This is a genomic window from Streptomyces sp. NRRL S-337 (assembly GCF_000720175.1).
In the GTDB taxonomy this organism is placed as follows: domain Bacteria; phylum Actinomycetota; class Actinomycetes; order Streptomycetales; family Streptomycetaceae; genus Streptomyces; species Streptomyces siderophoricus.
On record NZ_JOIX01000010.1, the window covers coordinates 1 to 25,723 of the forward strand.

At 72.7% G+C, this 25,723-nt stretch carries 22 protein-coding genes; 5 read left to right on the plus strand and 17 right to left on the minus strand.

The features are described 5' to 3' along the window. The 7 genes from IG62_RS0110030 to IG62_RS47730 form a co-directional block, all read right to left on the minus strand. Positions 1-843, minus strand: an 843-nt coding sequence (locus tag IG62_RS0110030; RefSeq protein ID WP_037838085.1) for a SulP family inorganic anion transporter, incomplete at its 3' end; no start/stop codon positions are given. A 17-nt stretch (positions 844-860) separates the two neighbouring features. After that, on the minus strand, positions 861-1,463 hold the full coding sequence (locus IG62_RS0110035; protein WP_030800011.1) for a carbonic anhydrase: 603 nt from the start codon (positions 1,461-1,463) through the stop codon (positions 861-863). A gap of 92 nt (positions 1,464-1,555) precedes the next feature. Further along, entirely contained in the window at positions 1,556-1,975 is a 420-nt protein-coding gene (locus tag IG62_RS0110040) for a hypothetical protein (RefSeq protein ID WP_030800013.1), read from the minus strand. A 145-nt stretch (positions 1,976-2,120) separates the two neighbouring features. Then, entirely contained in the window at positions 2,121-3,404 is a 1,284-nt protein-coding gene (locus IG62_RS0110045) for an MFS transporter (protein WP_030800015.1), read from the minus strand. 13 nt (positions 3,405-3,417) lie between these two features. After that, positions 3,418-3,930, minus strand: coding sequence for a hypothetical protein (locus IG62_RS0110050; RefSeq protein WP_030800017.1), 513 nt, complete (start codon positions 3,928-3,930; stop codon positions 3,418-3,420). Between the two features lie 47 nt (positions 3,931-3,977). Beyond that, the gene (locus tag IG62_RS0110055; RefSeq protein WP_030800019.1) at positions 3,978-5,216 is read right to left on the minus strand and encodes a hypothetical protein; all 1,239 of its coding nucleotides are present in this window, start codon (positions 5,214-5,216) and stop codon (positions 3,978-3,980) included. A gap of 165 nt (positions 5,217-5,381) precedes the next feature. Further along, positions 5,382-5,537, minus strand: a complete 156-nt coding sequence (locus IG62_RS47730) for a hypothetical protein (RefSeq protein WP_199812440.1) — start codon at positions 5,535-5,537, stop codon at positions 5,382-5,384. Positions 5,538-5,926: 389 nt separating this feature from the next. On the opposite strand from IG62_RS47730, the gene IG62_RS0110065 reads away from it, so the two are divergent. Beyond that, on the plus strand, positions 5,927-7,639 hold the full coding sequence (locus IG62_RS0110065) for a hydrogenase maturation protein (protein WP_030800021.1): 1,713 nt from the start codon (positions 5,927-5,929) through the stop codon (positions 7,637-7,639). 27 nt (positions 7,640-7,666) lie between these two features. Here the strand turns inward: IG62_RS0110065 and IG62_RS0110070 are convergent, their stop codons facing one another. Further along, the gene (locus IG62_RS0110070) at positions 7,667-8,203 is read right to left on the minus strand and encodes a winged helix-turn-helix domain-containing protein (RefSeq protein WP_078871906.1); all 537 of its coding nucleotides are present in this window, start codon (positions 8,201-8,203) and stop codon (positions 7,667-7,669) included. Between the two features lie 988 nt (positions 8,204-9,191). Here IG62_RS0110070 and IG62_RS0110075 point away from each other — a divergent pair. The 3 genes from IG62_RS0110075 (at position 9,192) to IG62_RS0110085 (ending at position 12,657) form a co-directional block, all read left to right on the plus strand. Further along, positions 9,192-10,154: a hypothetical protein gene (locus IG62_RS0110075; protein WP_030800024.1), complete on the plus strand. Its 963-nt coding sequence runs from the start codon at positions 9,192-9,194 to the stop codon at positions 10,152-10,154. 119 nt (positions 10,155-10,273) lie between these two features. Further along, on the plus strand, positions 10,274-11,725 hold the full coding sequence (locus IG62_RS0110080; RefSeq protein WP_037838098.1) for an amino acid permease: 1,452 nt from the start codon (positions 10,274-10,276) through the stop codon (positions 11,723-11,725). A gap of 74 nt (positions 11,726-11,799) precedes the next feature. Continuing rightward, on the plus strand, positions 11,800-12,657 hold the full coding sequence (locus tag IG62_RS0110085) for a GNAT family N-acetyltransferase (protein WP_030800029.1): 858 nt from the start codon (positions 11,800-11,802) through the stop codon (positions 12,655-12,657). A gap of 48 nt (positions 12,658-12,705) precedes the next feature. Here the strand turns inward: IG62_RS0110085 and IG62_RS0110090 are convergent, their stop codons facing one another. Beyond that, positions 12,706-13,212, minus strand: a complete 507-nt coding sequence (locus IG62_RS0110090) for a DinB family protein (RefSeq protein ID WP_030800031.1) — start codon at positions 13,210-13,212, stop codon at positions 12,706-12,708. A 133-nt stretch (positions 13,213-13,345) separates the two neighbouring features. Here IG62_RS0110090 and IG62_RS0110095 point away from each other — a divergent pair, with 133 nt between their 5' ends. Beyond that, positions 13,346-14,173 carry a glycoside hydrolase family 16 protein gene (locus IG62_RS0110095; RefSeq protein WP_107052939.1) on the plus strand — a complete coding sequence of 276 codons (828 nt, stop codon included), beginning with the start codon at positions 13,346-13,348 and terminating at the stop codon, positions 14,171-14,173. Positions 14,174-14,238: 65 nt separating this feature from the next. Here the strand turns inward: IG62_RS0110095 and IG62_RS0110100 are convergent, their stop codons facing one another. The 8 genes from IG62_RS0110100 to IG62_RS0110140 all read right to left on the minus strand — a co-directional run bounded on the left by IG62_RS0110100 (position 14,239) and on the right by IG62_RS0110140 (position 25,634). Further along, positions 14,239-15,006: a trypsin-like peptidase domain-containing protein gene (locus tag IG62_RS0110100; RefSeq protein WP_030800036.1), complete on the minus strand. Its 768-nt coding sequence runs from the start codon at positions 15,004-15,006 to the stop codon at positions 14,239-14,241. Between the two features lie 130 nt (positions 15,007-15,136). Next, complete coding sequence (locus tag IG62_RS0110105; RefSeq protein ID WP_051797835.1) at positions 15,137-15,973, minus strand: polysaccharide deacetylase family protein; 837 nt, start codon at positions 15,971-15,973, stop codon at positions 15,137-15,139. Positions 15,974-16,017: 44 nt separating this feature from the next. Beyond that, positions 16,018-18,819, minus strand: coding sequence for a glycosyltransferase family 2 protein (locus IG62_RS48425; protein WP_107052940.1), 2,802 nt, complete (start codon positions 18,817-18,819; stop codon positions 16,018-16,020). After that, positions 18,816-20,150, minus strand: coding sequence for a lipopolysaccharide biosynthesis protein (locus IG62_RS0110120; protein WP_051797837.1), 1,335 nt, complete (start codon positions 20,148-20,150; stop codon positions 18,816-18,818). The genes IG62_RS48425 and IG62_RS0110120 overlap by 4 nt, the downstream gene beginning before the upstream one ends. Further along, positions 20,147-21,478 (minus strand): glycosyltransferase family 2 protein, encoded by a 1,332-nt coding sequence (locus IG62_RS0110125; RefSeq protein ID WP_078871907.1) that lies wholly within the window; start codon positions 21,476-21,478, stop codon positions 20,147-20,149. Before IG62_RS0110125 ends, IG62_RS0110120 begins: the two co-directional genes overlap by 4 nt. Continuing rightward, positions 21,475-22,305 (minus strand): glycosyltransferase family 2 protein, encoded by an 831-nt coding sequence (locus tag IG62_RS0110130; RefSeq protein ID WP_037838088.1) that lies wholly within the window; start codon positions 22,303-22,305, stop codon positions 21,475-21,477. Before IG62_RS0110130 ends, IG62_RS0110125 begins: the two co-directional genes overlap by 4 nt. Before the next feature lie 399 nt (positions 22,306-22,704). Then, a complete protein-coding gene (locus tag IG62_RS0110135) occupies positions 22,705-24,831 on the minus strand; it encodes a putative bifunctional diguanylate cyclase/phosphodiesterase (RefSeq protein WP_051797838.1) in 2,127 nt (708 codons plus the stop codon). Then, the gene (locus tag IG62_RS0110140; protein ID WP_030800048.1) at positions 24,828-25,634 is read right to left on the minus strand and encodes an SAM-dependent methyltransferase; all 807 of its coding nucleotides are present in this window, start codon (positions 25,632-25,634) and stop codon (positions 24,828-24,830) included. Before IG62_RS0110140 ends, IG62_RS0110135 begins: the two co-directional genes overlap by 4 nt. Between the last annotated feature and the right edge of the window lie 89 nt (positions 25,635-25,723).

Here is a 25,723-nt window from a genome sequence, read left to right on the forward strand (position 1 = left end):
CATCAGCTCCTTGTCGTAGTCGGTCTTGGGCCCGTCGTGCAGCCGGTCCACCGCCGCCGCGCTGAACAGCGATTCGGCCGAGGCGATCAGCGCGAAGGCAAGGACCGTGCCCAGCACGCCGACGTCGGTGAGGCGGCCCAGGTCCGACATGCCCGGTGGCTGGATCGCGTCCAGCAGCCCGCTGACCCGGACCCGGGCGACCGGCAGGTCGAGCGCCCACACCGCGGTGGTGGCGAGCGCCACCGCGACCAGCGGCGCCGGGAGCACCCGGGCACCGCGCCGCCAGCGCGGCCACAGGACCAGCACGGCGACGGTCCCGGCGCCGACCGCGAGCGCGGACAGCGCGGTGCCCGAGCCGACCGTGGCGGCGGCCAGTGCCGGTACGCCGCCGATGTTGGCCAGTCCGCTGCCCGGCGCCTTGGCGTCCGTGAGGGCGTAGAGCTGACCGGCGATCAGCACCAGGCCGATGCCCGCCAGCATGCCCTGCACGACGGCGACCGAGATCGCCCGGAACCAGCGCCCCAACTTCAGGGCGCCCATGGCCAGTTGGAGTACACCGGCCGCCAGCACCAGGGCACCCAGCGCCCCGAGGCCGTACTCCTTGACGGCCTCGAAGACCAGCACCGTCAGGCCCGCCGCCGGGCCGCTGACCTGCAGGCTGCTGCCGGGCAGGAGCCCGGTGAGCAGCCCGCCGACGACACCGGTGACCAGGCCGAGTTCGGCCGGTACGCCGGAGGCGACGGCCACCCCGACGCACAGCGGGACGGCCACCAGGAAGACCACCAGGGAGGCGGTGAAGTCGGCCCGGAAGGACCCCGCGCGCGAGGAAAGCAGTCGCTTCATCGTCGTCACCCCCGCGCTCACAGCGGAAGGAACAGGTCGGAGGCCGGGTGGTGGGCCACGACCAGGCCGGTGTGCACCTCGTAGAACCAGCCGTGCAGGTTCACCTCGCCGGCCGCCAGCCGCTCCTGTACGCAGGGGTACCCGCGCAGCCGGTCGAGCTGCTGGCGCACGTGCTGCTGCACGGCGGCGGCGACCGTCGGCTCGGGGTCCTCGGGCAGTTCGTCGGAGAGTGCCTGGGCCAGCCAGTCGCGTACGGCCGGCGCGCCGGTCAGGTCCTCGCCGCGGGCCTTGGCGCCGACCGCGCCGCAGTGCGAATGACCGCACACCACGATGTCGGCGACCCGCAGGACCCGCATCGCGTACTCGATGGTGGCGGCCTCCGCGCAGGCCGCCATGTCCTTACGGTATACGGGCACGGCGTTGCCGGCGGTGCGCAGTTCGAAGAGTTCGCCCGGGCGGGCCCCGGTGATCAGGGACGGTACCACCCGGGAGTCGGAGCAGGTGATGAAGAGGGCGAGGGGGGACTGGCCGGCCGCCAGCCGGCCGTAGGTCTCCTGCTCCTCCCGCCGCTCGGCGATACGGGCCGTCAGGCCCCGGGCATGCTGGATGAAGGTCTCCACGAGGAGGTCTCCTGCTGATGAGTGGTGCCACTGTGGGGTGGTGGCGGGAACGTGCGGGGTGCGGCTGGTGGAGCAAGCCACCACGGCCGCGCTCAGCAGCGGAAGACGCAGTGCAGGACGGGGAGCGGGGCCGGTCTTGAGGCGGCCCGGGTGGAGGTGCCCGCGGCCGGGCCGTCGGACCCGCCGGCGGACGGCAGCGCCGGGCGGTCGGGGCCGGAGGGCGGCAGCGGACGGCCGGCGTGCCGCGGCACGCCGACGGAGCTGCGGGCGGTCCCCCGGGGGGCGCCGCGCTCGGCGTCCCGTTTGTTCTTCTCCTCGTCGGAGTCGGAACCGGGCTTGACGGCGGGCGGGGCGCCCGCGGCCCGGGCGGCGGGGGCGGCGAACGTGGCGGTCGCACCGGCGCCGGCGGCCGCCGCACCCAGCAGGAACGCCAGTACCACGGCGAGGGCGAGCAGCGGGACCGGGAACAGGCCGCGCACCGGTATGCCGGGTGTGCCGCGGTCCTTCCGCATCCTCGTCCCCCGTCGCAGGTCCATATGCCTACAGCCTTCCCTCACAGTGCAGCATCCAGGTTTCCGGCGTGAAAACGAGAAATGACGCCATGTTTCAAGATTTCCCCCGTTGCACCCGCGCACCGTCCGCCGCACGTACGGGAGTTCACGACCGATCCGCTTCCGTACCGGCGGCCGCCGGCGCCGCGCGGACGGTGCGCGGCACCCGGGCCGACCAGCCCACGGCGGGCACGACGGCCAGCGCCAGAATCCCGCCGGCCAGCGCCAGGGCCGGGAAACCGCCCGCCGCCACGACCAGACCCGACGACAGCCCGCCGGCCGCACCGGCGCCCGCGATGCCGACGTCGACCAGCCCCTGGACCGCGGCCCGCCGCTCGGGCGGCAGGGCGTCGGTGACCAGGGCTGTGCCGCTGACCAGCCCGGCGTTCCAGCCCAGGCCGAGCAGCACCAGGGCCGTGGCGAGCAGGGGAACCGCATGCGGCGGCGCCGTCGCGGCGAGCACGCCGGCCGCCAGCAGCAGCGGACCCGACGCGGCGGCGATCCACCGCCGGCCGTACCGGTCGACGAGCAGCCCGGTGAGCGGCGAGGGCAGGAACATGGCCGCCACGTGCAGCGCGATGACCAGCCCGGCGGCCTGCGGGTCCGACCCGTGCGCCAGCATGTGGACCGGCGTCATCGTCATCACCGCGATCATCACGAGCTGGGTGAGGACCATCACCGCGGTGCCGGCCACCAGGCCGCGCCGCCGGGCATCGCCCGCCGGGTGGCCGCTCGAAGGGCCGGCGGCCGGTGCGGCATCCGCCTGCTCCGGCGCGGCGGCCAGGCGCGCGGCCAGCCGGAGCGGGTCGGGCCGCAGCAGCACGGCCAGCACCAGCGCCGCCGCGGAGAACGCCACGCAGGACAGCAGGAACGGCCCGGCGAGGCGGGGGATGCCCCAGGACCGTGCGAGGTCACCGGTCCACGTCACCAGGTTGGGCCCGGCCACCGCGCCGAGCGTGGTGGCGAACAGCACCGTGCTCACCGCGCGCCCGCGCCGCGCGGGGGAGGCCAGATCGGCGCCCGCGTAACGCGCCATCAGATTGGTCGCGGTACCGGCCCCGTAGACCAGCAGGGACCCGCACAGCAGCACGGGGTTCCCGACGGCGGCCGCCACGACCACCCCGAGGCTGCCCAGCGCACCGGCGCCGTAGCCGAGGGCGAGGCCGGGGCGCCGGCCCCAGCGGCGGCACAGCCGGCCGATCCCGGCCGCGCCGCCCGCGGCCCCGGCGGTGAACAGCGCACTGGGCACGCCCGCCAGCCCGGTCGAGCCGAACATCTCCTCCGCGAGCAGCGCCCCGACGGTGATGCCCGCGGCGAGCCCGGCCCCGCTGAGGACCTGGGCCACCACCAGGACGGCCAGGACGCGCCGTTGTTCCGGCCTTTCGTGCATGACCCGCCGTCCCCTATACCGGTGCCGGCGGCTTCAGCGCCGCGATGTCCGCGAGCGTCATCCCCAGCTGCTCGTGGAGGAAGCGCACGATCGTCCAGTGCGGCAGCGCCCCCTCGTCGAACGGCCCGAACTCCGCGCAGTACAACGGGATCCAGCGCAGCGCCTCTTCGAGGACCTGCTCGCGGCCCGGCTCCTGCTGGTAGTCCTCGTAGGCGATGCTGCGGTGCTCGATGAAGTACCGCCCGGGCAGCCGCTGTTCGCACAGGGCGCGGTATTCCCGGGTCTGCAGGATGAGGTAGTGCCAGATCTCGTCGATGTCCTGCTCGACCGGGAGGAAGAGGCCGCCGAGCCGGTCGCGGTAGCGCGAGACGAGGAAGAGGTAGCGCAGGGCTTCCGTGACCTGCCGCGCCACGAACTCCCGCGGCGCCTCGCTGCGGGCGGCGAAATGGTCGATGACCTCGGTGTGCAGCGCCTCCCCGAGCAGCTCCCGGAGGGCGTCGGCGGATATCGGCGGGCGGCTGGTCATGGGTCTCCTGTGCGGGTGCGGACGGGCGGGTGGGAGGGGGGTGCGCCTCAGTCGGCGTCGACGAGCCAGGCGTACTTCCCGGATTTCCCGATGGGGAGGTGGGCGTGGTGCACCGGCCGGCAGCGCCGCCCGGTGAGCTCGCCGACGGCGTCCGCCAGCGCGGCGGTCCCGTCGGCCCCGAGGGGTGTGCCGTGGAAGGTGGTGTACGCCAGCAGGGCCTCGGCGGGACCGGTCAGCTGCAGTTGGTGGAGGAACACGTCCGGGGCCAGCTCACCGAGGCACCGGTCGAGGTCGCCCTGGGCGACCGGCCCGTTCGGCGTCGGCAGCAACTCCTTCCGGCGGCCGCAGAATTGGGCTATCCGGTCCGGGTCCGGCGTGCCGTCCAGGGTGCGCACGCAGTCGCCCGAGCGGTAGCGGATCAGCGGCATGAAGGGATTGCGGACGCTGGAGACGACGAGTTCGTGGATCGTGCTTCCGGGGGCGACCGGATGGAGCTCCACGCTCATCCCGTCGAGGTACGGCCGGTATCTGCCGCGCCGGTCGCTGAAGTAGAGGTAGCCCAGCTCGGTGCTGCCGAAGAGGTCGATGACCGGGCAGTCGAAGTGCTGCGCCAGGAAACGCCGGACGTTGACCGGGGTGTACTCGTAGGCGTGGACGATGCTGGCGGGCGGCGGGAAGTCGTCCCACAGCCCCCACTCCCCGACCTTCCGCAGCAGATGCGCCAGGTGGTACCCGGAACAGTCGAGGTGGTAGTGGCCCTGTGGGTGCGACTGCCGGGCCGCCTCGATCTCCCGGAGCATCCGCACCACCTCGTCGCGCTCCCACCGCGCGGGGTCGAGCCGCAGGTTGAGGTAGCAGGTGCGGTCGTCCAGCCACCGCTCCTCGAAGGAGGGCACCCGCGCCGGCGGGACGCCGCGCCGGGCCGCGCCGACCCGGGCCACGTGCTCGGTCGCCAGCACGGTGGTGAGCGAGACCCGCCGGCAGCCCGACTCCCAGGTCCCGGCGATGTCCGGATGCTCGCTCCACAGCCGGTAGTAGGAGTGCAGCAGGAAGTACGGGGGCCGGATCAGCTGCATCCGGGCGTGGTTGGTGCCCGTGGAGAGCACGTATTCCGCCTCACCGGCCTCCAGGGCTGCGGCCAGCCGGGGGGTCATCCAGTTTTCGGGGAAGCCGCGGGCGATGTCCGGTTTGTCGAGGACCGGGAAATAGCCCTTCGCCAGCGATGCGCGGTAGAGCGGGATGTCGCGGATCTGCTCGATGACCTCGGCGGTCGGCTGACCATCCATGGAACCCTCGTCGTGGCTCGGAGAAGAACGGAGAAGAACGGGGAGGAACGGAGAAGAGCGGGGCGTGCCCCCGGGGGGACGGGTGCGGCGCCCGGGAGCGGGCCGGCGGCGGGGGAAGTGCCGCGGCCGTCGCCCGCTCCCGGGCGCCGGGGAGTGCCGGGACGATCAGGAGATACAGCCGGCCTTCGGTGCGGCGCTGATGCAGCCGGTCTTGGGTGCGGCGCTGATGCAGCCCTCCTTCGCCGCCTGCGCGGCGGAGTTGGCGGCGAGCCAGCTGCGCCACACGTCGTCCTGGGCCATCTTCTTGATGAGCTGCTCCATGGGAACCTCCGTGAGAGTGCGGAAGACGGTCCGGCAACGGCGCTGACCTGCGCCGATGCCGCCCACCGAAAGTAAAAGGCTGGCCAAGCAAATGTCAATGAAAGGCAATGGCGGGGCGGTGTGAAGCGGCGGCGGCGCGCCAACTTTGGCGGGATACCGCCGAGCCGATCGCGGTACCGGAACTACCTGACGTCAAGTCAGTTCCGGTCGCCCGGTCAACTGCCCCGGCCCGCGCGGGCGGGGGCCCGGCCGGCGCATTGCGCCATCCGGCCGTCGCCGATCGGGGGACCTGCCGGGCGGGCGCGCGGTCCGCGGCCGTGCCCGGGGAACGCTCACCACCGGCCACCCCGGCCCCCGCACACCGGCTGCCGCACCAGGGGAGTGAAGCTGTGCACATTCTGCTCATCGCCGGCGCCTTCAACAGCCTGACCCAGCGCATCCATGCCGAACTCGGCGACCGCGGCCACCGGGTGGGCGTGGAACTGGTGACTCCGCGGACCCCGCTGCCCGAGGTCGTACGCCGCCACGCCCCCGACCTGATCGTGGCGCCCATGCTCACCACGGCCGTCCCCCGGGAGGTGTGGTCGGCCCACACCTGTCTGATCGTGCACCCCGGCCCGGTCGGCGACCGCGGCCCGTCCTCGCTGGACTGGGCGGTACACCTGGGTGCGGACGCCTGGGGCGTGACCGTCCTGCAGGCCAACGACGAGATGGACGCCGGCGACATCTGGGCCTCGGCGAGCTGCCCGGTCCCCGAGGTGGGCAAGAGCGATCTGTACCGCAACGAGATCGCCGACGCGGCCGTCGAGGCGGTGCTCACCGCCGTCGAGCGCGTCGCCTCCGGCACCCACCGCCCGCGGCCCCAGGCGACCCTGCCCGAGAGCGCGCGCACCGGCCGTCCCCGGCCGCCGTTCCGCCAGGACCTGCGCCGGATCGACTGGCGGTCCGACCCCACCGCGACCGTCCTGCGCAAGCTCCGCGCCGCCGACTCCCGGCCCGGCGTACGGGACGAACTCCTCGGCTCCGCCTGGATGTTGCACGGTGGCCACCCCGAGGACACCTTGCGCGGGCGGCCGGGTGAACTCCTCGCCACCCGGTGCGGCGCGATCTGCCGGGCGACGGCCGACGGCGCGGTGTGGATCCCCGAACTCCGGGCGCCGCGCCGGCCGGGGGAGCCCGGCACCGTCAAGCTCCCCGCCACCCTGGCCCTCGGCGAGCGCCTGCCGCCGCTCCCCGAGGTCCCGGCCCCGCTCGACCCGGGCGACGCGCCCCGTACCTGGAGCGACATCCGCTACCGCGAGGAGGGGCCGGCCGGTTTCCTGGACTTCTCGTTCCCGGGCGGGGCGATGGGCACCGACCACTGCCGGCGGCTGCTCGCCGCCTACCGCCACGCCTGCACCCGGCCCACGTCCGTGCTGGTCCTCGGTGGCCGCCGGGACTTCTTCTCCAACGGCATCCACCTGGGCGTGATCGAGGCCGCGGCCGACCCCGCCGAGGAGTCCTGGGCCAACATCCACGCCATGGACGACCTCGTGGAGGCCGTGCTGACCACCACCGACCGGCTGGTGGTCGCCGCGCTCGGCGGCAATGCCGCGGCCGGCGGGGTGATGCTGGCGCTCGCCGCCGACGAGGTGTGGTGCCGCTCGGCCGCGGTGCTCAACCCGCACTACCGGCTGATGGGGCTCTACGGCTCGGAGTACTGGACCTACACCCTGCCCCGCCGGGCGGGGCGCGAGGCGGCCGAACGGCTCACCACGCGCGCCCTGCCGGTCACCGCCGCGACCGGGCAGCGGCTCGGCCTGGTGGACCGGATCGTCGACTGTGCTGCGCAGGACTTCACGGCCCGGACCACCGAACTGGCGCGGCGGCTGGCGGCCTCGTCGGCGGTCCAGTCGAGGATCGCCGCCAAGAAGGACGCCCGGGAACGGGACGAGGCGAAGCGGCCGCTCGCCGCCTACCGGGAGCACGAACTCGCCCGTATGCACCGGATCTTCTTCGACCCGGACCAGCCGTACCACGCCCTGCGCCGGGCGTTCGTCCGCAAGGAGCCTGCGGACGGCACCCCGGCGCATCTCAACCCCGCCGCCTCCGCGGGGGTTTGAGGTACGGCGCAGGGGTGCCGGCCGTCGTCAGGGAGCGGGCTGGTACTTGTAGCCGATGCCGAAGACCGTGCGGATCGAATCACGCAGGCCCGGCCCGAGGCGGCGGCGCAGCCGGGCGATGTGCACGTCGACGGTGCGGGTGCTCGACTGGCAGCTCGGCCAGACCGCGGCCATCAGCTGCTCCCGGGTGAAGGCCCGCTGGGGATGCCGGACGAGGTGCGCGAGCAGATCGAACTCCAGCTTGGGCAGGCCGAGTTGGCGGCCCTTGATGAAGACCGTGCGGGCCGCGTTGTCGATCTGGATCGGCTCCGGGCGGGGGGCCGGCCCGGCCGCCGGCTCCTCGGGACGGGGCGGGTTCTCACCCGGTGGGGCCAGGATGATGTGGACCTCGTCCGAGGGCAGCCGGTGCACCGAGACGGGCTCCAGGGAGTGCAGCGTCAGTTGCCAGGTGCCGTCCGGGAGCCGGTCGACCGCCAGGGGTGGCCCTTCGCCGGGCCCGGCCGTCACCGGGCGGCCGAAATCGGCGTCCGGTCGCAACGCAAGCGGGGTCGTCGAGGAGTTCATAAACATGATCTGGGCCCATTCCTCTTGCAAAGCAGGCGTGTACGGACAGACATGGCGGTGCTCGACGTTCGAAGGGTGCCGAGGTGCTGTGCAGCCATCGCGACGTTGATCCGGTGGTGGGGCGTGGTGGCGAACAGGCACGTGGGAGGCGGCTGCGCCCAACGGGGGCAATCGCTCCGTCCGTGCCTCAAGAACGTTCGCGCCCATGCCCGTACTCGGCCATGGCGTGGTGCGTGACCACGGCCTCCGGTCGGAACGAACGCTACATGTGATCGCGCGCTTCCGGAAAGTAGCTTCCGCTAATTTCGGTTGCTCTTGGGTCGAATCCATGCTTGCGGTGCGCCAACTCCCTTGGCGAAAGCGTGGGTTGTGACCGGCCCGGGATGTCGTTTCGTTCAACGAAGGTGCGAAAAATTGCCGCAGCCTGAGGGTTCGTCATCAGTGTGGGAGTCGTTTGCGCCTGGAAGTGCGCCGCGTAGACGCCCGGATCAGTGTCCGCGCCGCGCTCGCGCCGACTTCTCGGCAGGAGAGCGGGCTCCCGTCCGGCATGGCCGGAAATCGCGGGCGAACTGACCGAGACGCGGGGGTGGTGGGTGCACAGGTAGGTCCGGTCCGACGGATCGGCGGTCGTTGCGGGGTGCCGGACGGCGGAGTCGGGCGCGATACGGAGGGGTAGGGCGTCGACGGCCTCCACTTGTGGAGGGTGGGTGAACGCCTGAATATGCCAATTAAATGCGCTGCGGCCGGACGGCGGTCAAAGTGAAGCGGAGTCCGGGAAGTTGGCCGGAAAATGGTTTCCTCTTCAATCTCTTTCTCCGGGTCAGAGCAAAAGGGTGCGGAACCAGATATTCCAGGCGACTGTTTTCCTGGTGAGTTGATGATGAGTAGGGTGTGGCCCGCTGCTGCTCGACCGGTGGCAGGGCCAGCTGAATTCGGCGCGGCTGGAATGCGGTGTGGCGGATGACGCCTTCGTGACCGGGAGGGGACCATGGCGGCCGGCTCATTCGAGGGGCAGTACGTGTGGAGTCCGGCGGCCGACGACCGGGCGCTGGCCCGGGCATGCATGGACGTCACCGCCGGGCGGTACCTGAGCGCCCACGACGTCCTGAAGGAAACCCGCGACGATTTCGAGGTCCGCGCCCACCGCTCGCTCGTCCTGGCCTCCGTCGCCGCCGACTCGGACCTCGCCGAACGCTGGCTGGCCGAGGAGCCCGGCCCGGAGGCCGCCCTGCTCTGGGCCCGGGTGGCCATGCTGCGGGCGCTGCGCATGGCGGACGCCGGCGCCGGCGACCGGCGGCAGGGCGCGCTGGCGCGGATCGCCCGGGCGGCGTGCGACCGGGCCGCGAAACTGCTGCCCGAGGACCCCACCCCCTGGGTCGCTCAGCTGGCGCTGACCCGCCTCGATCGCCCGCTGGACCCCGCGCCACAAGGACTGCTGACCGCGCCGGCCGGCCCCTGGTACCTCTTCGCCCACATCCTCCGGCTCGACCCCTGGCACCGGGAGGCGCACCACCGCTTCCTGTCCTTCTTCTTCCCCCGGTACGGCGGTTCGTCCAGCGCGAGCTGGGACGTGGCCGCGTTCCTCAGCCAGCGGGCGCCGGCCACCTCGGCGCTGCGGCTGCTGCCGCTGGTGGCCCTGGTCGAGGACTACAACCCGGCGGCGCCGCTCGCCGACCACACCTGGGAACAGCCGCAGTGGATCACCGCGGCGCTGAGCATCTACCGCAATTGGCTGCCGCAGGTGGCCGGCTACCGATTCACTCCGGTACTCGATCTCGCTTACCTGGCGCACGCGTTGTACATGGCGAAACGCGAATTCGAGGCGCGCGAGGTCCTCACGGCGATGGGGCCGTACGCCTCCCGCATGCCCTGGAGCGCATTCGGCGATCCGGCGGAGCAATTGTCGAAAGCCAGACGTTCCTGCGGTCTCCCGGTACCGCACGACACCTGACGCAGAAAATTCCCCCCAGAAAGGTAGCGGTTGTGTCCGAGCGCACGTCAATAACCCGCTCGAAATCCCCCCGCCCGGTCGACCCGGCCACCCTCGACGATGACGCCACACTGCACGCCATGGGCTATCCGCGGAAACTCACCCGGAGATTCCGCGCGTTCGACAATTTCGCCATCTCGTTCACCATCATCAACATCATCTCCGGGATCTTCTCGTCCTTCGGATTCGGCATGAACGCGGGCGGGCCGCGGATCCTCGTCTTCGGCTGGATCGGCGTGTCGGTCATGGTGCTGTTCGTCGGCGCCGCGATGGCCGAGATCGCCTCCGCCTACCCGACCAGCGGCGCGCTCTACTTCTCGGCCGGCAAGCTGGCCAAGCGGCACCAGGGCGCCTGGTCCTGGTACACCGGCTGGCTGAACTTCGTCGGCCAGGTCGGCGGCACCGCCGCCACCAACTTCGCGGCTGCCACCTTCATCCAGGCGTTCCTCGCGATGCAGTGGCCGTCCTACACGCCGACGGCGCAGCAGACCGTGCTCATCACCGCCGCCATCCTGCTCGTCCAGGCACTCGCGAACACGTATACCGTCCGGCTCGTTGCACTGGTGAACCGGATTTCCGTCTGGTGGCTGCTGATCGGCATGGTGGTGATCGTCGGTGCGCTCACCTTTGTTCCGGACCAGCACCAATCGCCCTCGTTCGCCACCCACTTCGTCAACAACACCGGCTTCACCAACGCGATGTACGGCGGAATGCTGGGACTGCTCGTCACCAGCTGGACCTTCACCGGTTTCGACGGCAGTTTCCACATGTCCGAAGAAACCGTGAAGGCGACGGTCAACGCGCCCCGCGGCATCATGCGGTCCATCACCTACTCCGCGATCACCGGGCTGATCCTCATGCTCGCCCTGGTCTATGCGATTCGCGACTACGGCCACGCGGCGGGCGCCGAGGCGCCGCCGGTGCAGATTCTCATCGACGCGCTCGGCCAAAGCACCGCCAAGTTCCTGCTGTTGATCGTCATCGGCGCGATGCTGTTCTGCGGGCTCGCCAACATGACCAGCAATACCCGGCAGATCTTCGCCTTCTCCCGGGACGGCGCGATGCCGGGCTCCCGCTGGTGGCATTCGGTGTCCGCCCGCACCCGTACACCCGTCAAGGCGGTCTGGCTCGCGGCGGCCTGCCCGCTGGTGCTGGTGGTGCCCGGCTGGTGGTCGCACACCGCCTTCACCGCGGTGGTGAGCGTCAACGTCGTCGGGCTCTTCCTCGCCTACGCCGTGCCGATCTTCCTGCGGCTGCGGCTCGACGACTTCCAGGCCGGCCCGTGGCACCTGGGCCGTCACGGCAAGCCGGTCGCGGCGATCGCGGTGGTCTGGATCCTGATCAGCAACGTGCTGTTCATGCTGCCGCAGGCGTCCCCGATCACCCCCGACTCCTTCAACTACGCGCCGCTCGCCCTGGCCGTGGTGCTCGTCATCGCCACCGTCTGGTGGTTCGCCACCGCCCGCCGGCGCTTCCAGGGCCCGGTCAGCTACGGCCGCCCGGACGAGGTCGCCGCGATGGACCTCATCTAGGACACCAGGCACCTCTGCCTCCGCTGTCCCCGACTCCCGCTGCCCCCACACCGGAAGGGACCCGATCATCCGCCATGCCCGCCACCGATGAACTCACCGTCACCACCGCCACGCCGGACGACTGGCAGCAGGTGGTGCAGTGGGCCGCCGACGAGGAGTGGAACCCCGGCCGCGACGACACCGCGTGCTTCCACCCCACCGACCCGGACGGCTTCTTCCTGGGCCGCCGCGGCACCCGGCCCGTCTCCGCGGTCTCCGTCGTCAACTACTCCGCGTCCTACGCCTTCCTCGGCTACTACCTCGTCCACCCCGACCTCCGCGGACAGGGCCTGGGCCTGGCGACCTGGCGCGCCGCCGTCCCGCACGCCGGGACCCGGACCGTCGGCCTCGACGCCGTCCCGGCCCAGCAGGCCACCTACCGGCGCGCCGGATTCACCCCCGCCTACGAGACCGTCCGCTACGGAGGGCGGCCCGGCCGCGACGGCACCCCGCCGCCGCCCGAGGTCGTCCCCGTCACCGGCTCCCACCTCGACGCGCTCGCCGCCCACGACCGGCGCTGCTTCCCCGCCGACCGGCGCCGCTTCGTCACCCGCTGGCTGACCGCCCCCGGCCACACCGCCCGGGCGTATCTGCGCGACGGTGAGATCGCCGGCTACGGGGTGCTGCGCCCGGCCCGCACCGGTCACCGCATCGGCCCGCTCTTCGCCGACACCGACCGGGTCGCCGAGGCGCTCCTCGACGCCCTGGTGGCCACCCTCGCCCCCACCGACGAGGTCTTCCTCGACATCCCCGGCCCCCGGTCCGGTGCCCACGCCCTGGCCACCCGCCGCGGCCTGACCCCCCGCTCCCACACCGTCCGCATGTACACCGGCCCGGTCCCCCCGACGGACCAGCACCGCACGTACGGCGTAACGAGCCTGGAACTGGGCTGACCGTCCGGGCGCCCACGGGCCGGGCGGCCTGTGGGACGCCCGGACGGTTCAGGCGCCCACGGTGCCGTCGATGCCCTCGCGGAGGAAGTCCGCGTGGCCGTTGTGACGGGCGTATTCGTGGATGAGGTGGAGCATGACCAGGCGGAGCGAGACATGTTCGCCCCAGCGGGGCTGGTAGCCGGTGACGTCGAGGGACGGGGCCTGCTGCTCGATGCGGCGGGCGTGCGCCACCTCCTCCTGCCAGGCGGCGAACGCCTCGGCGCCGGTGGAGCCGTTCGGGTCGTAGGCCGCCTGGTAGTCGCCCTCGGCGGACCAGACGAGCGGGACGTCCTCGCCGTTGATCACCCGGCGGAACCACGTGCGCTCCACCTCGGCCATATGGCGTACCAGGCCGAGCAGGGTGAGCGTGGAGGGCGGCATCGAGCGGCGGCGCAGGTCCTCGTCGGACAGGCCCTCGGCCTTCATGGCGAGGGTCGCGCGGTGGAAGTCGAGGAAGGCGCGCAGGGTCTCCCGTTCGCCGGCGCGTACGGGTGGGGAGATGCGTTCGGTGGTCATGCCGGTCCTTCGGGGGGTGTCAGGGGTGGGAGGTGGCCGGGGCCTCCGGGCGGCGGAGCGGGGAAGTAGCGGACCGTCCCGGTCTGGGGGACGATCTTCGTGAGTGCTCCGTAGCGCGCCGGGGAGGCGGCCGATGGGATCTTCCCGAGTGGTGCGGGCCGCCGCAAGCCTTTTTCTGCTGCTCGCCGCCGCGGGCTGCGCCCATGACGGCGACACGGCCGCCCCGTCGCCGGGCCCGCGGGGCCCCGGGCCCTGGCACCGGGTCTTCGCCGACGACTTCAGCGGCGACCGGCTCAACACCGCGAAGTGGACCACCTGTTACGACTGGAACCGGGGCGGGTGCACCAACCGCGGCAACGACGAGCTGGAGTGGTACCGGCCCGGCCAGGTCTCGGTCGGCGGCGGCCGGCTCACCCTGACCGCACAGCGGCGGACCACCCGAGGGACGGACGGCCGCGACTACCCCTGGTCCTCCGGCATGGTCTCCACCGGCCGCAGCTCCTGGAACGCCCGCCCGCGCGCCGTCTTCACCTACGGCTACTTCGAGGCCTCGGTGCGCATCCCCGGGCGGCGCGGGATGCTGCCGGCCTTCTGGCTGATGCCGGCCTCGCGGTTCACGCCCCCCGAGATCGACATCGCCGAGGTGCTGCAGACGCCCCGGCGTATCGACATGACGGTGCACTGGCGGGGGCCGGACGGCGGGGAACGGGCGACCGCGGGGAGTTTCGGGCCGGTGGACTTCCCGGCCGGTCACCACGTGTTCGCGCTGAACTGGGAACGTGACGCGCTCAGCTGGTACATCGACGGTGAGCTCAGGTTCCGGGTGACCGATCCCGCGAAGATCCCGCATGTGCCGATGGAACTGCTCTTCACCCTCGCGGTCGGATTCCCCGAGCTGCCGCCGCCGGACGTGCATCTGGCCCACATGTCGGTGGACTGGGTGCGGGTCTGGCAGCACTGATCTGGTGGCGGCACGGGCCCGGACCCACGGCGCCTGCCGGGCGGGCCCGTGCGCTTGGGACGGACTCAGGTGGCGAGGTGGAAACCGGCGCCGACGCCGCCGTGGGCGTTCATCTCGTCGAGGATGCTCAGGATCGGCGAACTGTGCTGGACGCCCCAGGCGTTGCCGACCAGCGTCCGGCCGTCGACGACGGGGGAACCGGAGTCACCGCCGTCGGTCCAGATGAGGTGGGTGAACCAGATGTCGTGGGTGCCCAGCTTGATGCCGCAGGTCAGGCCGGTGCGGTGGCCTTCCTTGCACATCCGGGTGCCGTTGGCGGGCGGGGCGCCGAGGGAGGTGATGGTGACGCCGCCGACCGTGCTGGTCGGCGCGACCCGGCTCTCGTCCAGCTTGATCACCGCGTAGTCCAGGCCCTTGGGGCCGGAGTTGAGCAGGTTGTTGGGGGTGCTGACGTAGGTCACCGTGCCGATGACGCCGGTGTCCAGGTCGGGGCGGCTGTCGGCGAGCGGCGCGGGGGAGAAGGCCGTCCCGGCGGGGGAGCGGTCCCGGTAGACCTTCTCGCCGACCAGTTTGTTGCCCGCCTCGTCGATGAAGCAGTGGGCGTTGGTCAGGGCCACGAGATTGCCGGCCGCGTCCCGGCCGACCGCGGTGAGCGTGCACACGTAGAAGCCGGTGGGCTCCTGCGGGGTCGGTTGCAGCCGGAAGATGATCCCGGTGCCGCCCCCGACGGCCGTACGGGTGTCCGCGCTCGCGGACGGGGCGGTGACCAGGGACAGGGTGGTCAGGAGGAGGGCGAGGCCAAGGGCGCGTAACGCGCGTAAGCGACGTGACATGGAAACACTTCCCGTGCGGGGCCTGGACGGCCGGGCGACGATGTCGGCTCCAGCCAACCGCTGAACGCGCTCCACGGGGAGGCAATCATCCACTTTGGACTATGTGAGGTGTGTCACGCCACCGGATGTGTCAGGCCGTTTCCCGTCGCAGGGTGCCGGATGCCGACGGCCCGCCGACCGGACGGCCGAGCAGGGCACGGGTGCGGCGGTACAGGCGCCAGCCCGTCGTGCGAAAGGACTCCCCGGCGGGATTCACCGGCGCGCCGCCGCCGTGCACCCACTGGGCGAACAGCTCCGGCCGGGTGTCCGCCCGGACCATCAGGCGGGGGATGCGCATCGGGTCGCGGTCAGCCGTGGCGAGGGCGTTGCGCACTGCGCAGGACGAGGTCCAGCCCGCCTCCCGTACCGTGCGGCGGACCGCACTGCTGGAGTAGCCGTGCGGATAGGCGAAGGCGTAAACGGGGTGGCTGAGCGCGTCCTCCAGCCGCCGCTTGCAGTCGACGACCTCGTGCCAGACGCGCTGCGCGGGCACGGCGTCCAGCTGGGGGTGGGTGACGGTGTGGCCGCCGATCTCGATGCCGAGCGCGTCCAGGGTGGCGATCTGGCGCCAGCTCAGCATGGCGGCGGGCGGCAGCAGACTGCCCTCCGGGGCGCCGCCGGGCGGATGCACGGCACCGGTGGTGATGAACACCGTCGCGGGCAGGGCGCGTTCGGTGAGCAGCGGTGCCACCGACCAGTAGAAGTCCGCGTAGCCGTCGTCGAAGGTCAGCACCGCGCAGCGGGCGGGCAGCGCGGGCCCCCCGCGGATCGCGGCGACCAGCCGGCGCAGCGGGACCACGGTGAGCCCGGCGTCCGCGATGCGGTCGAGCTGTTCGGTGAAGGCCCGGGGGGTGACCGTGTACGGCGCGATCCAGGGCGGCGGATCGCTGGTCACCGAGTGGTAGAGGAAGACGGGCACGGCGCTCATGACCGGTGTCCTTTCAGGGCCCCCGTACGGAACCGGTAGGGCTCTCAGGAACCACCTGGGGCGCGCTCCGGCAGGATGCGGTAGATGACCGCGTCGGCGGTGCGGTGGATGACGGGGTAGTCCGAACGGTGCGCCAGGGCACTCCGCAGATGGGCCAGGGTGCTCGGCGGCAGCGCTCCCGTGGCGGTGACCTGGGCCTCCTGGGCCCGGTTGAGGATCAGGTAGGCCGGGCGCGGCGGCCCCGATCCGGCCAGCACGTGCAGCTCGGCCGCGGGGTCGCCGCGCACCTGCCACTGGTCGCCGGGCGCCGCCTCGGACAGCCAGATCCGGTCGTGGTACTCGTAATCGTGGTAGGCGTACGGGAAGTTGTCCGAGGCGCCGATGATCAGCGAGCCCTCCGGGGCGTGCGTGGCGAGCCACTTGGCGGCCGAGGTCTCCGAGGTGGTGAAGTAGTTGACGTTCTCCTTGCCGAAGTACGCCAGGGAGAGCGCGCCGAACAGCGCCACGAGCACCACCGGCACCGCCGCGGCCCGTACCCGCCGCAGTGCGCGGCGCAGGCCGCGGCCGCGGGAGGGGCTCAGCAGCGGGGGCAGCAGCAGCGCCGCGGCGCCGAACGCGGTCGCGGGCAGCGCGAACAGGTACACCCGGAAGATCACCTCGCCGCCGTAGCTGTTGGCCACGGCCCAGGGCAGCGGCGCCACCGCGAGCCACGGCAGGGCGGTGCGCCGCAGCGCGGGCCGCACCAGCACCGCCAGCCCGGCGAACACGAAGACCACCGCGGACAGGAGCCGGTCGGCCCAGGCGACCATCACCTGTCCGCTGGTGGCTCCGGAGAGGCCGAGCAGCCCGGACCCGGCGTTCGACTCGGGCGTGGTCAGGCCGGTGATCAGGTTGTGGAGGTTCTCCTCCAGGTACGGCCGCGCCGCGGTCATGTCCCAGGCCAGCGTCAGCGCCAGCGCGACCAGCAGCACCGGCAGCACCACCCGGCGGTTGCGGCGGGGCAGCGACAGCAGGAGCAGCGAGCCGAGCAGCATCACCGGGGTGAGCGGATGCGACACGACGATGGTGACGATGGCGAGCAGCACCAGCACCGCCCAGCCGAGCGGTGGCCGGCCCGGTCGCGCTCGGCCCGGCCGCGGGAGGCGGTGGACGACGGCCGCCATGACGCAGACGTACAGCAGGAAGGCGAACGCCTGCGGCGAGAAGTAGTCCTGGCCGACCCACGAGCAGCCGAAGAAGAGGAAGGCTCCGCCCCAGACCAGCCGCCGGCTGCGGGTGAAGGAGCGGTACAGCGCGAGCAGCGGGATCACCAGCGCCACGTTGATCAGCAAGGGAAACCAACTGGCGTAGGAACCGGGCGACTTGAGGCCGATGTGGCTGACGAAGAGGTCGTTGAGCCAGAAGAAGCCGGGCCAGCGGGCATAGACGGACAGCGGGCCGGCCGCCGTGGGCAGGGTGCCGGTGTCCAGCAGCACGTCGGTGACCGCGACGTGCTTCCATGCCCAGGAGTAGCGCAGTTCGGGGTAGAGCACCAGCGGGGTGGCGTGCAGGAAGGTGATCAGCGCCAGCACGTAACCGGCGTGGTGCAGGGCGCGGGTGCGCCGGTCGGACAGCGCGGCGCAGAATCCGAGGGCAAGCAGCGCCAGCCCGGTCCAGTAGATGACCGGCAGGACCTGCACCAGGCCCAGGTCGCTCATCGCGCCGAGGTCCACCCCGCGCAGGGAGAACAGCCACAGCAGCAGCGCGGCGGGCAGTGCGAGCAGCGCCAGGGCGCGCAGGGCGGCCTGGGCGCGGGTGCGCTCCACGGGGCGGCGCAGCCGGCCGACGGCGTAGCCGAGGACCGTGGCGGTCACGCCGGTCGCCAGCGCCGGCACCGTACGCGGCGGTGCCTCGCCGCCCGGCCGCAGCCCGTCGGCGACCGCGGCCGGAAGGGTGCGGCGCAGGTACGTGCGTTCGCTGGCCAGCGCCGGGCCGGCACCGGCGTACCGGGCGACGGCCGCCTTCGACAGCCCCTCCGCGTAACAACGGGCCCGGAAGTACGCGCGGGTGGTGCGGGCGGCGGGTACGTGGTGGCGGACCGCGGCGGCCGGCTCGTACAGCAGCTTCCCGTCGGGGTTGCGGGCCGCGACCCGCAGGCACAGTTCGGTCTCCTCGCAGCCCAGCGGGCGGGTGCCGATCCGGCCCAGGTCGGTGCGGAAGCCGCCGGCGGCCACTATCTCGGCGCGCCGGAAGGACATGTTCGCGCCGATGAAGTTCCGTACCGGTGCGCGGTGTTCGGGCAGCCCCTGGTAGGAGCAGCCGACCACCCAGTCGAACTCGTGGGGGAACCAGGCGGGCCGGCCGGTCTCCCACAGGGGGCGGACCAGCCCGCCGACGCCGAGCACCCGCGGGTCGTGGTAGGCGGCGAGCAGCCGGGCGGTCCACTCCGGGTCGGCGGCCGCGTCGTCGTCGAGGAAGGCCACGATGTCGCCGTGCGCGGCCCCGACCCCGGTGTTGCGGCCGCCGGAGAGCCCCTGTGCCTCGGCGTTGGGCAGCACCCGTACGCCGGGCAGTGCCTGTTCGGCCCGCCGGGCCAGCTCGGGGCAGTGGTCGACGACCAGCAGGATCTCGTCGGCCGGGTGGTGCTGGAGCTGCACCGAGCGGACCGCGTCCAGCAGTTGCTCCCAGCGGCGGAGGGTGTAGGCGCAGATGACGACGGTCAGGCTCGGTCCGGTGCGGGCCGCCTCGGTGGCCCGCACCCCGCCCGCGGGCACGGTCGCCGGCGCGTTGCCGCACAGCGTGCCGAGCACGAAGCGGACCGCCTGCAGCAGACCCGAGACGACGAGGCGGAATCCGAGCGCGTTCATCGCGGGCTCCTTGCGGGGGACGGCAGCCAGCGCGGCAGTGTGATCAGCAGCGGCAGGGCGAGGGCGCATTCGGCCAGCAGCCAGGCCGCGCCGACCCCGGTGATGCCGAAGAGCGGGATCAGGTGGACGGTCAGGCCCAGCACCAGGGCGCACAACGCCGCCTGGAGGGCGACGGCCCAGGCCAGCCGGCGGCGGGCGCGCGCCACGTCGATGGCCACGTTGAGCAGCAGGTTGGGCAGGGCGGACAGGGCCAGCAGCCGCAGCACACCGGTGGCCTGGTCGGCGTACTCGGCACCGAACACCGACAGCAGCCAGGGGGCGATGACGACGAGGGCAGCCACCGCGGCGGCCAGCGGTAGACCGGTGTGCCGCAGCACCCGGCGGCCCAGCTCGCTGATCCGGGCGGGGTCGTGCGCGGCCTCGACCAGCAGCGAACTGCCCATGTTGTAGGTCGCCAGGTAGAGGGTGTACGCGATCACCCACGACAGGGAGAAGTAGGCGTTCCGGGCGCCGCCCAGGGTGTCCAGCACGATCAGCGGCACGATGTTGTAGGCGGACAGCCGGAAGAGGGCGCCGCCGTAGTCGGTGGCGGCGTAGCCGAGCAGCCGGGACGGCATCCGCCCGTCGGCGTGCGCCCGTTCGTGGGCCGGCACCGCCCGCCGCAGCAGCACGTAGTTGGCGACCACGAGCGAGACGGCCAGTGCCCCGGCCCACGACAGCAGGATGCCGGAGCCGACCGCCCAGCCCGCGGCCAGCGTCAGCACCAGGACCTTGACCACCGCGAACACCGCGTTCTCGCCGAGCACCCAGTGGGCCCGGCGGACGCCGGTCAGCGCCCCGTCCTGCACGATGAACAGCGCATAGCCCATCGTCCCGGCCACGAAGAACGGGGCGACCAGCGGCCCGCGCAGGAAGCCCAGGCCGGGGGCGACCAGCGGTACCAGGACGAGGAAGGCGCCGGCCAGCAGCCCGGCGCACAGTCCGGCCGCGGCGTAGCTGCGCAGCAGCAGCCGCCGGGTCTGCCGGCCGGCCGACGGGACGAACCGCACCAGCACGTCGGAGAGGTTGAGCTGCCCGAAGCCGGCGAGCAGGGTCACCGCGGAGATCACGGCGTACGAGCGGCCGACCGTCTCCGGGCGGTACCAGGACGTGGCGAGCACCCAGTAGAACGCGCCGACCGCGGCCGTCATCAGTGAACTCGCCACCAGCACATGGCCGTTGCGCAGCAGCGGCTCGTAGCGGAACGCGGTGCCGACCCGCCGGCGCAGCACGACCAGGTAGGGCGCGGCGGGCAGGTCCGCGACGCCCGGGGGAGCGGTGTGCGGGGTCATGACGGTCCCGTTCCGGCGGTCCCGGCGCGGTGGGTGGCGCGGACGCTGCGCAGATAGCCGACCGGTCCGTAGAGCATGCCGCGCAGCTCCAGCAGGGACAGCCGGGCCGGCCAGGCACCGGCCGGCGCCGAGCGGTCGTGGGCCCGGCCGACGGCGTGCCGGATGCCGCCCGGCAGCCGGCGCAGCAGGGCGGGCAGCGCCCCGGGACGGTGCCGCAGCGCGGCGGCCAGGAAGGCGCCGAACCCGGCGCCGTAGCCGAACGCCTGGGCCGGCAGGGCATCCGCCGCACGGCGGTGCCGGTGCCAGATGACGGCGTCGGGCTGATAGACGATGCGGTGCCCGGCGGCCAGGACGAGGAAGAAGGCCAGCAGGTCGTCGCCGCCGTGCGCCGGGGTGCCGGTGCCGGTCGACGGGTCGAAGCCGCCCAGCTCCCGCAGCACGTCGGTGCGGAAGGCCATGTTGGCGCCGGAGCCGAACTGCCCGGCGGTGAACGGGAAGAGCGGATCGGCCGGCGGGTCGGCCAGCGACCAGCTGCGCGGGGCGAATCCCTTGCCGAAGCCGCCGTGGAGCTCCAGCGCGCACTGCGCCGCGGTCGCCAGTTCGGCGGGCACGATCAGCCCGGTGACGCAGCCGACCGGTGCGTCGCCCTCGCGTGGCCCGCCGTCGTCGAAGGCGCCCTCCAGGGCGTCCAGCCAGCCGGGGTCGGCCAGGGTGTCGTCGTCGGTGAAGGCGCAGATCCGGCCGCGGGCGGCCCGCAGTCCACGGTTGTGCGCCCGGGCCAGGCCCGCCATGGATTCCCTCACATACCTGACCCGGGACGGATAACGGTCACGCACCAGCCGCTCGGCGGCGTCGTCGCGCGGCGCGTTGTCGACCACCACGATCTCGTACGAGGGGTGCCGGCTGCGCAGCAGCGAGTCCAGGCACTGGCGCAGCATCCCGGGACGGTTGTGGGTGGCGACGATGACGGTGACCGCGGGCGGCGCGGCCGCTCCCGGGCCCCGGACCGGACGACCGGGACCGGTCCGGGGTGCCTCCGGGGCGGCCGGGGTGGTGAGTTGGCGATGCGCGGCTTCGGCCAGCGCGCGGTACAGGCCGGTGGTGTCCCCGAGCACACCGTGGGCGCTGACCATGCCGAGCGGGTGTCCTTGCAGCCGCACCAACGCCAACACGCGTCCACCCGGGGCGGCGGCCGGTGCGCCGCCGGGTGAGCGCAGCTCACCGGGCGCCGTCAGGTCCAGCTCGACGACATGAGCGGGGGTGTAGAGCGAATCGTGGGCGGCGAGACCGGGGCAGGCCGCTGCGGTGCGCGGGCCGAGGCCGTTCATCGCTTCCCCGCCCCCAGGGGCGCTGAGCGCCGGCCACCAGGGCGTTCGGCGAGCAGCGTCCGCAGCACCCGGCGGCCGTCGGAGACCGCGTGCAGATGCGAGCGCCCGCTGCGGCGGGGAAGTTCCAGGCTGGGCACTTCGGCGATGCGAAGTCCCAGCCGCAGTGCGTGGGCGATCAGTTCCGCCTCGATCTCGAACCCGGGCGCCTGCGGGTGCAGGTCCTCGAGGAAGGTGCGGCGGAAGGCGCAGAAGCCGTAGCACAGATCGGTCAGGGTGGCGTGGTAGACCCGGTTGACGACGGCGAGCAGTGCGCGGTTGCCCAGCGAGCGCACCGGCGTCAGGTCGAGCGAGCCGCCGCCGGCGATGAAGCGGGAGCCCTTGACGAAGTCGAAGCCGTTGTCGAGGAAGTGCACGTAGTGCGGGATCTCGCCGGGCCACATGCTGCCGTCGGCGTCCATCATGACGATGTATTCGCAGGTCGCGGCCAGGAAGCCGGTGCGCAGTGCGTCACCCTTGCCGTGGCCGGTCTGCTGGACCACGCGCACGGACGGCAGGCAGTGCGCGGCCATCCGCACGGTCGCGTCGTCGGACGCGCCGTCGACCAGGATCACCTCGTCGATGGACGGGGGGATCTGATTGAACACCCAAGGGACGTTGCGGGCCTCGTTGTGCGCCGGGATCACCAGGCTGACGGTGTGTGAGATCGGTGGGAGGTCGCTGTCGCGCCGCATCGGGAGCGGACTGATGATGCGGTCGCTGGAGCGGCGCAGCGGACGCCCGCCGTCGACGGTGCGCTGGATCATGGCTGAGGGCAGGGTGGTACTCATGAGCGTGCCTCACGAAGCGGCAACGGACGCCCGGGCCGGAAAGCCGCAGGACGTACCGGAAAATGAGGGGCGTACACCGGCGGCGCGGCCACCGGGGCCTGTTCGAGAAGGCGCGGTACACCCCGCGAACCGAAGGAGAACGAGCTGCGGGGACGCGACGCGGGAGGGCCTCGCGGAGGAACTCGGTCGCTGTGCCCGGGCGATGAGGCGCCGGTCGTTCTCGGACGCTGGAAGCGTCGACCACCACAACTGGCGAATGTGCTGTCCGTCGAGGCTGCGGGGCGGTGCCCGCGCTGCCTACGGATGCCAGGGCCCCATCATGGGCAGGTCCTCGGCACCACGTCAAGGGGAAATGTCCAAAATGCCGGAGAAATTATCTTCGGTGGATTGTGAGGCCGTTCAGCCCTCACCGTCGGCGCGGGTACCGCCCGTGGCCTCGACGATCCGCCGGGTGATCTCCCCGGGCCGCACCGGACGGCCGTAGTACCAGCCCTGCGCGCAGTCGCAGCCGATCGCCCGCAGCCGCTGTGCGTCCGCGGCCGTCTCCACGCCCTCCGTCGTCACCGACAGCCCCAGCGAATGCGCCAGCGACACCATGCCGCCGATGATCCGCCAGCCCACCGGATCTTCTCCGGACGCGTGCAGTTCGGACACGAACGATCCGTCGATCTTCAGCCCGGAGACCGGCAGGTCCCGCAGGTACGCCAGGTTCGACCAGCCGGTGCCGAAGTCGTCCACCGTCAGCGACACCCCCATGCCGACCAGCTCGTGCAGCGCCTGCAGCGCGGGGTCCCGCGGGCCGAGCATCGCGCTCTCGGTGATCTCCAGCTGCAGCCGGCCCGGATCCAGATCGCTGGACCGCAGGATCCGGTCGATGTCCGCGATCAGCCCGGCGTTACGGGCCTGCCGCACCGCCAGATTGACGTTCATCCGCGGCGCCGCGTCACCGAACCGCGCCGCCCAGCGCGCCGCCTGCTCACAGGCGTGCAGCAGCACCCAGCGGCCCAGCGGGATGATCAGCCCGCTGTCCTCGGCCGTGGTGATGAACTCGTCCGGGCCCAGCACCCCCAGCTCCGGGTGGCGCCAGCGCACCAACGCCTCCACCGCCACCATCGCCCCGTCGTCCAGTGCGCACAGCGGCTGGTAGTCGAGGAAGAACTCCCCGCGGTCCAGCGCCATCGGAATCCGCACCGACATCGCGTACTGACTCACCGCCACCGCGTTGCGCTGCGGATCGAACAGCGTCCAGCGGCCGCGGCCCTCCTTCTTCGCCCGGTACAGCGTCAGGTCCACACTGCGCATCGCGGCGCTCGCCGTCGTCGCCGCGACCGGCTGCTCCACCACCCCCATGCTGGCCCTGACCACCAGCTGCTGATCGCCGATCAGGAAGGGCGGCGCCAGCGACCCCAGCACCCGCTGGGCCACCGCGATGCCCTCCTGCGGCCCCTGGCTCCCCTCCATCAGGACGGCGAACTCGTCCCCGCCCAGCCGCGCCACCAGGTGACCCAGCGGCGCCACCCCGGAGTGCAGCCGGTCCGCGACCGCCCCCAGCAGCTGGTCGCCCGCGTCATGGCCCAGGCTGTCGTTGATGTTCTTGAAGCCGTCCAGGTCCAACGAGCACAGCCCGAACCGCGCCCCCGGCCCCGGATCGTCGAACAGCGCCTCCAGCCGCTCGAAGAACGCCGTCCGGTTCGGCAGCCCGGTCAGCGGATCGTGCGTGGCCTGATGGCGCAGCCGTTCCTGCAGCCGGTGCTGGTCGGTGATGTCCTCCAGCATCGCCACCTGGTAACGGGGCGTGCCCTGTTCGTCGCGGATCAGCGAGACCGTCAGATGCGTCCAGATCACCTCGCCGTCCCGCCGGTAGTACGGCTTGTCGCACTGGAAGTGCTCCCGCTCGCCCCTGACCAGCGCGTGGTAGTTCTCCCAGACACCGGCCGAGTCGTCGGGGTGCACCAGCGACTCGACGTTGAGCCCGCGCATGTCCTCGGCGGTGGCCGCGAACATCTCCTGCAGCGCGCCGTTCACCGCGATGAGCTTCCCGTCCAGGTCCGCGAAGCCGATGCCGATCGCCGCGCGCTCGAACATCGCCCGGAACCGGGTCTCCGACGCGTACAGCGCCCGCTCCGCGTCCCGCCGCGCCAGGTCCACCGCGCGCCGGATGGCCTCCTGCTCACGCAGCGTCCGGTCGCGCAGCGCCGCCGACCAGCCCGCCGCGAACGCCCCGGTCAGCGCGGGCCCCCGGCCGTCCGACGCCGGCCACTCCTGAAGCAGCTCGACGGCGCGGGCGAGCACCACGGGATCGGTGAACTGGGCCTCCACCAGCAGCGCCCCGGCCCGTTCGGCAGGCCCCGGGTCGAACGGCTCCTCCCCATGGGCCCGGCTGAGCAGCTCGGCCGTGCGGTACACCAGCGGGCCCAGGACCCCCGGGCTCACCGCGGCGCCGTGGCCCTGCCGCAACAGCCGGGACCAGGAGTCGCGGAAGCGGACCGCGGCGGCGTCCACACGCCCCCCGGCCAGGAAACTCACGGCTTCAGCCCCACTCCCGCCAGGCCGCTGAACAGCTCCGGATGCGGTCCCACCGACGCGGGATCCTGCGGACGCCACTCGGGCAGGTAGACCACCCCCGGCTCCAGCAGCCGGAATCCGTCGAACAGTGCCACGATCTGCGCCCGCGTACGCATGGTCAGCGGCGCCGACGCCCGTGCGTAGAGGTCCTCGTGCTTCTCCACCAGGTCGGGCCGGCCCTCCCGCGACCCGTGCGACAGCGCCAGCGCACTGCCCGGTGGCAGTGCGGCGGTCAGCTCCCGGACGATCCGCGCCGGGCTCTCCTCGTCCGTCACGAAGTGGAGCACCGCCAGCAGCAGCGCCGCCACCGGCTCGCGCGGGCGCAGCAGTTCCGCCACCGCGGGCCGCCCCAGCAGCCCCGCGGGATCCCGCATGTCGGCCTCCACCGCCGCACACAGCGGGTCATCGGCCACCAGCAGTCTGCTGTGCTGCACGGCCACCGGGTCGATGTCCACGTACACCACCCGCGCCTTCGGCTGCACCACCCGGGCCACCTCGTGGACCGGGCCGAACGTGGGGAGACCGGAGCCGATGTCCAGGAAGCGGGTGATGCCCTCCCCGGCGAGGAACTGCACGGCCCGCCGCATGAAGGCCCGGTTCGCGCGCATGATCAGCGGCAGGTCCGGCCACATCTCGACGGCCTCCCGGGCCAGCTCCCGGTCCGCCGCGAAGTTGTGCGAACCGCCCAGGTAGCAGTCGTAGACCCGGGCGACGTTCGGAACGTCCTGGTCGGTGCCCTCGGGCACCCACCGCCGCCGCGTCATCGAGCGTGCCTCCTCCCCACGCGAGAGGGATCCCACGCTGCAGAAAAAGCCTCCTACGATCTCATATCCAACGCAAGCGGGCCAATCGG